Origin of the sequence: Parafilimonas sp. (assembly GCF_047606085.1) — a bacterium.
Taxonomy (GTDB): domain Bacteria; phylum Bacteroidota; class Bacteroidia; order Chitinophagales; family Chitinophagaceae; genus Parafilimonas.
Window position 1 is genome coordinate 1 of sequence record NZ_JASGEX010000041.1, and the last position, 9,970, is coordinate 9,970.

The window sequence follows — 9,970 nt, forward strand, 5'->3', positions numbered from 1 at the left end:
GATTATTTTTTTTAGTAACCCGCAGATGCAGCATATTTTGAGCTCCCCTTCTGCTCCATCTCTGTCCGGATTGTTTCATCCGTTTTTGTATTACGGTTCTATGTGCTGATTCAATTGCTCCGGAACCAATAATGCCAGCACCCATTTTTTTATACAATGGATAATTCATCCTTGTTTTATTGCTCTCATAGTAATCCATTAATTGCTGTGCCTGTTCCGATATTATTGGCAAACCCTTTAATTCATCTATGATCTTTTGCACTTCACCATTTAGCAACAATGTTACATGCTCATCCAACCACTGCTTTCTGCGGGTGTCCTCTTTAATATCAGCTTTGGCATAATCATGTAAGTGTTCACTGGCATGGTAAAAATCTAACACTGATATTGCTTCAGGATAAGCATCTTCTATCCAGTTTTTTATCCATGCAGCACCATCAGATATAAAGACAATAGGCTGCCCGCTTTGATTGTAATGATCCAATAATTTCTCCATCTCCGTGGTAAACTTCTTGTGTGTATCCAAATAGGCTAAATATTGGGAATTGCTTATCCAGCCTGGTTTATCGTCTGCATGGATACAGGATGAGCTTTTAAATATACGGCCTGCTTTTAGCTCTTTCCATCCTTCCTCCCGGGTAAATATCATAGAACCTTCTGCCATTGCATACACCACTTCGTCTTTTCGGCAGGGCGTTAAGACTACTTCTGCTGAAATACTCTTACCCACTTCTTCCCCATATACATTTGCTACCCGCCAAACCTGGGTAGCGCTTACTTCTATATTAATGTATTTTTCTAATACTTCATTACAGTTTTCATAGCTGTCTGTTTGGGCAGAATAAACCATGAGTTCCTGTAGTTTGGGGGATATTTGAAACCCATTTTTCCCTTTACTGAAGGGATGTGCATTATTTATGGTTACATAACCCAGCGTCGTAAGGTTTTTTTTTACGCTTATCCTTTCCCGGATCGCTTATGTTCTTCTCTAATACCTCGCGGCCCAGGTCTTGCCAGATCTTTACAAACTCCGTTTCGTAATCATAAAAATCGGTGATTAAGTTTAGATCGCGCAGTTCATCATATCGTTTTGCTGCGGCTTCCAGATATTCTTCCCTGGTCATAGTTTATCAGTTTTGTTTCCTAAATTTAAGCCGTATGACTTCTTGAGCAAGCGAAAATTTGAAATGCACCCCCTGCGGAATGCTTTCCAGCAAAGCATAAGATTTATCATCGTCTTTAACCGTTAACCCACGCTTAATAACGCTATACAACAGCAATACATTTTTGCGGGAAACCTTCATGTCAATTTTCACCATCTCACTCATCCCCGGGATACTCAGAATAGTGTCATAGATCCGGGCTACATCATTTGTTGTCAGCATACCCTGCACGTTTTAAAATTTAAACAATACCCACTGCACAAAAGTAATCCGCATAGTGTTCTGTATCCTGCTTAAAATATGATGAGGATAGGTTAATGCCATAGTGCCTGTTTAACTTGCATGGTGAAGAACTGAATGTGTGTTTGAAAAAGTGGGGTTATGGATTTCAGGAAAAGCGGCTTTCCATCAGCGAAGCCAGAGAAATGGATATGGTAGATTATCTGTCCGGTTTAGGTTATACACCTTCAAAGATCAGGAACAATGATTATTGGTATTTATCTCCTTTACGGGTTGAGAAAACACCTTCATTTAAAATCAACCGTAAGCTGAACCGCTGGTACGATCATGGTTTAGGCAAGGGTGGTAACCTGGTTGACTTTGCTGTTCTTTATCATAGATGCACCATTGGCGAACTGCTTCAAAATTTAACCGCTAATTTTTCCCTTCAACAGCCAATTATCAGTCAGCCTCTTATCCAACAAGAACCGGAAAGCCAGATAAAAATTTTAGGAGATTTTATTCTTTCTTCAACTGCCTTGTTGCGCTACCTGCACCAACGGCGCATACCGATTGATATAGCAGATAAATATTGCCGTGAAGTCCGGTATGAAGTCAACAAAAAAATATATTACGGCATCGGCTTTAAAAACGATTTGGGAGGCTTTGAAATTCGTAATCCTTACTTTAAAGCAGGCAGCTCGCCAAAGAGTATTACTACATTCAATCATAATGCTGATGAAGTGATCGTTTTTGAAGGTTTTATGGACTTCCTTTCCTTCAGGGCTATCCATAAACGTGAACCCGAAGACCGCTTTGACTTTGTTGTGCTAAACTCCTTATCCTTCTTTGAAACTGCACGTCCTTTTATGGAAAAACATAACGCAATCAGGCTTTATTTAGACAGGGATAGGGTAGGACAAAATTACAGTCGTTATGCGCTTTCATTAAGTGCCAGATATAAAGATGAGAGCACTCTTTATAAGAACTACAAAGACTTTAATGACTGGGTGATGAATTTCGGGAAAAGACAAGAGAAATATAAGCAGGCAGAAATTAAAGTAAACCTTAAAAGCCCGTCATAGTGTTTTGGCGATTGTAAAATACTTCCTGCTGATTAAAGGTCTTTAAAAGATTATAAAAGCTGAGAGATTGCATTTTTCGCAATCGGCAAGATGAACGGTTGTTTAACAACCGGATTTTGTAAGCCCCTTGCTCGGAACTCGCGGGCTTTGCGGATAAAAGGACAAACCGTGTTTGATAACGTGAAAATGATAAGTGATGGAAAAGGAAAATGCAAACAGGACACGCATCATCGGGCTGCGGCTAACGCCCGCCGAGTATGTGAAAATTGAAAAGAAATGGAAGGCTACGACCTGCCGGAAGCTAAGCGAATATGTACGGCACAGCCTCTTTGATAAGCCCATTGTAACAACCTATCGTAACCGTTCGCAGGATGACGCAATGGCAGAACTTACGAAGCTGCGCAGCGAGCTGAACGCCATTGGAAACAACTTCAATCAGGCCGTAAAAAAGCTGCATACGCTTCAGCAGATCTCAGAATTTAAAAGCTGGCTGATGGTCTATGAAGTCGAGAAAAAAACGCTTCATAATAAGCTGGAAGAAGTCAGGAACAACATCAGAAAAATGCTGGAAATATGGTTACAGTGATTAATCCCGCCCACTCCATGCACCGTATTTTCAACTACAATGAGAACAAGGTTAAAGAAGGGGTTGCCGAGTGTATCGGGGCAGAAAATTTTCCACTGGATGCGGAGGATATGAGCCTCAAAATTAAGTTAGGCTACCTGCTGAAAAGGACAGAATTACGAAAGGATGTTGAACGGAAGAATGTACATATTTCAATCAACTTCGATCCTTCAGAAACAGGTATGCCCAAAGAAAAGCTGATGGAAATTGCCAGGGTTTATATGCAGAAAATAGGGTTTGGTCAGCAACCTTTTCTGGTGTACCAGCATCACGATGCGGGACATCCGCACCTGCATGTGGTCACTACGAATATACAGCCCAATGGCAATATCATTAACCTTCATCATTTAGGCATCCGCAAGTCGGAACCGGCACGCAAAGAGATTGAAAAAATGTTTGGCCTGGTGGAAGCGGATAAGCACCAAAGACGGCAGGTATTCCAGTTAAAACCTGTTGATGTGCGTAAGGTGCAGTATGGCCGCACGGATACCCGAAGGGCCATTGCAAACGTACTGGAAAACGTGCTGGAACGGTATCGTTATACCAGCCTGCCGGAGCTTAACGCCATGCTTAAACAATACAATGTAATGGCCGACCGGGGTAGTGAAGATTCGAGGGTCTTTAAAAGCGGTGGCCTGGTGTACTGGGTACTGGACGAGCAGGGCAATCCCATCGGCGTACCGATCAAGGCCAGCGACTTTCACAACAGGCCAACATTGAAGTTTTTGGAAGCAAGGTTTACCGGCAATGAAGCCAAACGTTTGCCCCATAAGGTAAGGGTAAAGAATGCCATTGATATGGCCTTGCTTCACAAAAAAACGCTTCCCATTGACGAATTGATAAAGGCACTGAAAAAGCAGGGCATTGATACGGTGCTTCGCAAAAACGAGGACGGATTGCTGTACGGTATTACATACGTTGACCACCGGACACAATGCGTATTCAATGGCAGTGCATTGGGCAAGGCATATAGCGCCAAAGCGATACAGGAACGTTGCCTGCAAAAAGAAGTTCCAGCGCAGGATTTGCTGCCGCATCCAGCCCTGAAACCATCCATTGGGTTACAGACACAGGCTACACCTGCGGCAGAAACCAAAGCCGCTTCCAACGATTTACAGCCTGCTACATTACTATCAGGTACGGGTAATGTACTTGATGCTCTGCTGCAACCGGAACACGCATCAGACTATGTGCCGAACCAACTGAAAAAGAAACGCAGAAAGAAGAAAAGAAAAAATATATCCGATAACCAATAAAACGATACGATCATGGCTATGCAGACAGGAGAGAATGAACAGGCGTTGCGGAAAATTCTGGATATGACCAGGCTCATCAGCATCGTTATTTTAATCATCCATTTTTATTATTTCTGTTACGGAGCCTTCCGGGAATGGGGGCTGGTCAGCGAATTTAGCGACCGCTTGTTGGGCAATATCCGTAACACAGGATTGCTTAGAAATTTCCATAACTCCAAGTTGATCGCATTGGGGTTTTTGGCGATTTCGTTGTTGGGTGCTAAAGGCAGGAAGGATGAAAAACTGAATTACAAAACGGCCTTTGCTTACGTCATTACAGGTCTGCTGTTTTATTTTTTCAGTTACCTATGTTTGGTGTTACAATTGCCTGTTCAGGAAAAAGCAGTTATCTATATGGGTATAACTTCCATTGGCTTTTTGCTGATGCTTACAGGTGGTACGCTGCTTTCCCGCATCATTAAAAATAAGCTAAACAACAAGGATATTTTCAACAAGGAAAATGAAACCTTTCCGCAGGAAGAACGCTTTTTGGAAAATGAATTTTCCATTAACCTGCCTGCCAAATATCAATTGAAAAATAAAGTACGCAGCAGTTGGATAAATATCATCAATCCCTTTCGTGCCGTTATGGTATTGGGTACACCGGGTTCGGGCAAATCATACTTTGTAATAAGGCATGTTATTACACAACACATCCGCAAAGGGTTCACCATGTTCGTATATGATTTTAAGTTCGATGACCTTACCAAAATTGCTTATAACTCCTGGCTAAAGAATAAGCACAAATACAACAAGCCGCCTGCTTTTTATGTTATCAATTTTGACGACTTAACGCGCAGCCATCGCTGCAACCCTTTAGAGCCGTCTGCCATGACTGACATTACGGATGCGGCAGAATCGGCACGTACTATTTTAATGGGACTGAACAGGGAATGGATCAAACGCCAGGGTGATTTTTTCGTAGAGTCTCCCATCAACTTTTTATCCGCAGTGATATGGTATTTACGTAAGTATAAAGACGGCGAGTTCTGTACCCTGCCCCATGTGATCGAACTGATGCAGGTGGATTATGACAGCCTGTTTACCTTGCTGCGTACCGAAAAGGAAATTGAGGTATTGATCAATCCTTTTGTGAATGCTTATCTGAATGATGTCATGGAGCAACTGGAAGGCCAGATCGCATCGGCAAAGGTGGCTATGGCAAGGCTTTCGTCACCTCAATTATATTATGTATTATCAGGCAATGATTTTAACCTGGACATCAATAACCCGGATGATCCGAAGATCGTTTGCATGGGCAATAACCCCCAGAAAATACAGATATACGGTGCAGTATTGTCGCTGTATGTAACGCGCCTTGTAAAGCAGGTAAATAAGAAAGGGAAATTAAAAAGCAGCCTCATTTTTGACGAATTCCCAACCATTTATTTAAACAATATGGACAGCTTAATTGCAACTGCAAGAAGTAATAAAGTTTCCACCTGTTTGGGTATTCAGGACTTCTCACAACTTCGTAAAGATTACGGGCGTGAACAGGCGGATGTGATCATGAACATCACAGGCAACATTATTGCCGGGCAGGTAACCGGCGACACGGCAAAACAGCTATCGGAACGCTTTGGTAAGATTATGCAGGACAGGGAAAGTTATTCCATCAATAGCGGCGATACATCCATTAGCCGTTCCAAACAACTGGAGTCTGCTATACCGCCTTCGAAAATATCGGCTTTAAGCTCCGGCGAATTTGTGGGCATGGTTGCAGACGACCCGGATAACAAAATAGAACTCAAAACCTTTCACTGCGAAATCATCAATGACCATGAAGCACTTAAAAGGGAACAGGGAAACTATAAAGACATTGAAGTTATCCGTAAACTGGATAACAGCATGGTACAACGAAATTATCTCCAGATAAAGCAGGACATACAAGACATTATCCAATCAGAAATGGAACGGCTGTTGAATGACCCGGGGTTAAGCCATTTGGTGGTTAAAAAAGGATAAAATGTATAGGGCGCCAGTGTAATGAGGGGAGGGTACATCTTAACTTTAATTTATTACCATACGATTTCCGGGAAGTCAGAAAATTCAAGGTCGGCTATTGAACAATCCTGTTCTTTCGCCAGTCTCTGAAAAGATGCAACCAGGTTCTTATGCTCCTGTCTCCATTCAGAAAAATGCGCAGCAATCAATTCCGGTATCTTTCTGAACCTTGCCTTACCGGCTTTTTCAGTAACATACTTAATATGCAATGCCTGGTAAATAATAAAAGCATACTGGCTGCGGACATTTATTCTTTGGGCCACCAGCTCTTTTATACTACTTGCCCCAACAGGGTCATAATCAAACAGCGCCTGCTCTGTGATATATTCAAGCAGGTATAATACTGCCTGTTGTAATTTATCTGTTTGTATATAACCGGCATTATACCTTAATGTATTGATGAAGATCAAAATATCCGTCCACACAAGCTGAAAGCCATATAACGTATGCCGTATATCATCCCCGTCAAATGTAAATTGTTCTTTGAGCCTTTGCCCTGACGAAGCTTTCCTTACTTCGTACGCAAAATTCATCAGCAATTGAAACTGTGCTTCCTGCGAACTATCTTTCTGGTTGAGGCTATTGGCAATATGATGAATAGTATCATAGAGCAATGTAAGCCCGCCATAATTACTGAATATAGATATGCCGGTACCATTCTTTGTAGGATATGCCTGTAACATGAAATACTAAATCAATACTAATGTTAAGTTAAGCTTGATTTGTCAATGATGAGTGGTAAATATTACTCTAAATATGCAGTATTCATCACAAAATTAAACGTCATATTTTGCTTAACATGACACTAAATACAAAATATGGGAATAATATAACCTTGAAAGATATGATTATAAAACCTGGTCATCATAGCGAATACTCTTTCGCCCAAGTTACCGGTCATGAAGCTTATCAAGAACTGTAATGATTGCCTGTATTAAAGCCGGATCGATAACTTTTTCGTTAGCGGTTCCTTCAGACAACACCCTGTATTGCTGTTCGTCATCGTTCTCAAAAACAAGTTCCTGTCCATCTACAATGATATAGAATTTATACACATAGCCAAATGTTGCCAGCCGTCCTTTAAAGTGCTTATCTTCTCCATTTATAGTGACGGGCAACTCAAAATAATGTTCCATCCAAATAATTTCTGAGTGGCGAAAATAATCGTTCCCGTAAAACAGATCGGCAAAATAATCGCCCTGAGTTTTCTTGTGTTTGTTTTTTCAGGTTTAGTTTTAAAGGAACCTGTCACTATTTCTTTCTATCCTTTAATTATTTACAGCGCCATCACTTTTAGCAGGTGACAATGTTCATTTTTATTCCGGCAGAAAATCAAAAGTTGTAGTGGTGATGTTATTTGGTGTATGTATGATTTATATTATTGTTTGGGCATGCCCTTGCAGTCCGCGTGGTTCCGGGGTAAGCTTTGCTTCCGTCCTCTTGCAACGTGACCGGCCCGTTTCCTTACCGCCTTACATCTCCCTCATGCTTTATTGTTAGAGCCTTCTTTAAGCTGATTCCGCAGGTAATGATAACCAGTTATGCTTTTGCATTTTCCAACGAACGGGCAAAAGGCAGCTAAAATAGTTCCGCCTTCGTTGCTGCGAGCGCATAATGCTACGCTAACGCTTGCACCCTGCGGGGACTTATAGCTCTCCGCGCCTTCGTCTCCACTACTGCGCTGCTTTCTTTTTCCCTTTTCTTTTGGAAAAATGCTCTTTTGGGCAGGCGGGTGAAAAAAAATTGAACAAAATGGTTTCACAATTAAAATTCAAACGTTATGAACATCATCGGCAGATTAACGGGGGACGCAAAGATCAATACAACCCCTAATGACAAACAGGTAGTGAATTTTTCCGTAGCGGTCAACGACAGCTACCGCAACAAACAAGGTGAACGGATAGAACACACTGAGTATTTCAACTGCGCTTACTGGATTTCAATAAATGTTGCTAAGGCACTCACCAAAGGAACATTGGTTGAGCTTACTGGAAGGGTTAGTGCAAGGGCATGGGTAGGTAAGGACGGGGGGCTGCATGCATCGCTCAATTTCCATACTTCACAAATCAAATTCCACGAGGGTGGAAAAAAAGCACAAACTGCAGCGCCGGATAACGGCAACATCTCCGCAGCACCGGCAGGTAATAACAGGGAGGGCGAAAACCTGCCCTTTTAATATACATCCATTCATGGTGCATAACCTTAATTAATTCACCACAGACGGTTGCCTGTAAAGGTGGCTGCCTTAACTATCAATCAGTATTTATGAAGAAGACAAAATCAAAAAACGAGGCCAAAAGGTACGCTAAGTCACAAAGCCTTGATAAAGATTACAGGGGCGTGCCTGTATATATTATTCATTGTAACCGAACAGCGTATTTCTATGTAGATACCGACAGCTTAATACGACTGTGGGAGCAGCTTATCGGCTACTATATCAATGGGATTTATACCTCTGAAAAATTAGATTGATCAAATAGCAGAAGTCAGTAAAAAATAACATTTAAAAAACAGGGTTATGGAAGCAATCATAAAACTATTACATGGCACGTCTTATCCCACCCTGTTTTTTATTGGCCTGGTAACCAGGCTGCTTATTGGCATGAGGCAATTCAGCCGCAGGGGGGTAGGTGGACTGCAGCATTTTAATAACTATTTCACCGGGCTGATAACCTTATTTTTTGAATGGGTATTGAAATGGGCTGCTACCATTATGATGGTGAGGGGTTTGACAGGATGGCTTTTGAAATAAGCAGGCGCCTCAGTATGGATCGAGGGGGCGGTAAGCCGTTATATTCCCTTTTCAGTCTTGGTGAAGGGGATTAAAAATTTTTTATATTATTTAGAAAATAAAGCCACCAGCCGCCGCAAATCTTCCAATAACGAGTTCGAGTTTTGTCCCAGCGGGGTCACGCTATGGGACAAGTGCGAAAAATCGTTGCTTGTCCCATTTTTTTTTGTCCTCTAATTCTTTATTAATTAGGTAGATATACTCAACAACTTCATTCACTTTATTGGTTCGATGTTGCTCTCCGTCAAAAACCCATTTTTCGGTGAAGATCGAACCAACGATAGAACGTTGCTCCGCACTTGTACCATTGGCATAAACATCTTCAAATAAAATCAGCTTGTCAATTGCCTGGTTGATTAAATCGTCAACTCCCTTTTCTTTGATATCTGTTCTCATTAATTTTAACTCCAGTTCATTTGCCCTTTCTTCACACTCCTGTTTCAGCGTCCTGAAGTCGTCCATATCCATTTCTTTATCGGCTCGCATTTCACGGGCATTTTTTAAACGCAGATTGATTTTATCAAGCTCATCTACTGTCATGTCAATTACATAATGTCTGTTAAATAATGTACCTTAGCTGTTAAAAAAAAAGCTATGGTACATTATAAAGTAACATTAACGGATGCGGAGCGGGAGGAACTAAAGGGCATCATGAACAAGTGTAAGCATAGCTCTCAACAGTTTCGCAATGCGTGCATTCTGTTAAATTGCGATGCCTCAGTCAATGATGGGAAGCAACCTTTTACAAATGAACAAGTGGCAGGGATGCTTCAAATCAACACAAAAAC

13 protein-coding genes and 1 pseudogene are annotated in these 9,970 nt (G+C 41.5%); 8 read left to right on the plus strand and 6 right to left on the minus strand.

All coding sequences use genetic code 11. The annotated features are described in order from the left end of the window. The 3 genes from QM629_RS03650 to QM629_RS03660 all read right to left on the minus strand — a co-directional run. On the minus strand, positions 1–850 hold an 850-nt coding region (locus QM629_RS03650; protein WP_415157297.1), incomplete at its 3' end, for a UPF0236 family transposase-like protein. Positions 851–911: 61 nt separating this feature from the next. Continuing rightward, positions 912–1,124, minus strand: a complete 213-nt coding sequence (locus QM629_RS03655) for a hypothetical protein (RefSeq protein ID WP_415157299.1) — start codon at positions 1,122–1,124, stop codon at positions 912–914. A gap of 6 nt (positions 1,125–1,130) precedes the next feature. Continuing rightward, positions 1,131–1,385: a hypothetical protein gene (locus tag QM629_RS03660; RefSeq protein WP_415157301.1), complete on the minus strand. Its 255-nt coding sequence runs from the start codon at positions 1,383–1,385 to the stop codon at positions 1,131–1,133. Between the two features lie 143 nt (positions 1,386–1,528). On the opposite strand from QM629_RS03660, the gene QM629_RS03665 reads away from it, so the two are divergent. The 4 genes from QM629_RS03665 to mobC all read left to right on the plus strand — a co-directional run bounded on the left by QM629_RS03665 (position 1,529) and on the right by mobC (position 6,352). Further along, entirely contained in the window at positions 1,529–2,467 is a 939-nt protein-coding gene (locus QM629_RS03665) for a toprim domain-containing protein (protein WP_415157303.1), read from the plus strand. Between the two features lie 196 nt (positions 2,468–2,663). Further along, positions 2,664–3,053: a plasmid mobilization protein gene (locus QM629_RS03670; protein WP_415157305.1), complete on the plus strand. Its 390-nt coding sequence runs from the start codon at positions 2,664–2,666 to the stop codon at positions 3,051–3,053. After that, positions 3,041–4,348: a relaxase/mobilization nuclease domain-containing protein gene (locus tag QM629_RS03675; RefSeq protein ID WP_415157307.1), complete on the plus strand. Its 1,308-nt coding sequence runs from the start codon at positions 3,041–3,043 to the stop codon at positions 4,346–4,348. Before QM629_RS03670 ends, QM629_RS03675 begins: the two co-directional genes overlap by 13 nt. Positions 4,349–4,366: 18 nt before the next feature. Further along, positions 4,367–6,352: a conjugal transfer protein MobC gene (mobC, locus tag QM629_RS03680; RefSeq protein ID WP_415157321.1), complete on the plus strand. Its 1,986-nt coding sequence runs from the start codon at positions 4,367–4,369 to the stop codon at positions 6,350–6,352. A gap of 53 nt (positions 6,353–6,405) precedes the next feature. Here mobC and QM629_RS03685 read toward each other — a convergent pair whose 3' ends face one another. Next, positions 6,406–7,074 (minus strand): DUF6904 family protein, encoded by a 669-nt coding sequence (locus QM629_RS03685; protein WP_415157309.1) that lies wholly within the window; start codon positions 7,072–7,074, stop codon positions 6,406–6,408. 207 nt (positions 7,075–7,281) lie between these two features. Then, positions 7,282–7,527, minus strand: a complete 246-nt coding sequence (locus tag QM629_RS03690; RefSeq protein WP_415157311.1) for a hypothetical protein — start codon at positions 7,525–7,527, stop codon at positions 7,282–7,284. A 644-nt stretch (positions 7,528–8,171) separates the two neighbouring features. Between QM629_RS03690 and QM629_RS03695 the strand changes: the two genes are divergently transcribed. From QM629_RS03695 to QM629_RS03705, 3 genes are all read left to right on the plus strand, one after another. Beyond that, on the plus strand, positions 8,172–8,567 hold the full coding sequence (locus QM629_RS03695; RefSeq protein WP_415157313.1) for a single-stranded DNA-binding protein: 396 nt from the start codon (positions 8,172–8,174) through the stop codon (positions 8,565–8,567). Between the two features lie 89 nt (positions 8,568–8,656). Beyond that, complete coding sequence (locus tag QM629_RS03700) at positions 8,657–8,863, plus strand: hypothetical protein (RefSeq protein WP_415157315.1); 207 nt, start codon at positions 8,657–8,659, stop codon at positions 8,861–8,863. Positions 8,864–8,909: 46 nt separating this feature from the next. Continuing rightward, entirely contained in the window at positions 8,910–9,143 is a 234-nt protein-coding gene (locus tag QM629_RS03705) for a hypothetical protein (RefSeq protein WP_415157317.1), read from the plus strand. A 162-nt stretch (positions 9,144–9,305) separates the two neighbouring features. Here the strand turns inward: QM629_RS03705 and QM629_RS03710 are convergent, their stop codons facing one another. Next, on the minus strand, positions 9,306–9,722 hold the full coding sequence (locus QM629_RS03710; protein WP_415157319.1) for a hypothetical protein: 417 nt from the start codon (positions 9,720–9,722) through the stop codon (positions 9,306–9,308). A gap of 54 nt (positions 9,723–9,776) precedes the next feature. Here QM629_RS03710 and QM629_RS03715 point away from each other — a divergent pair. Next, a pseudogene (locus QM629_RS03715) lies at positions 9,777–9,970 on the plus strand (IS630 family transposase); the annotation flags it as partial.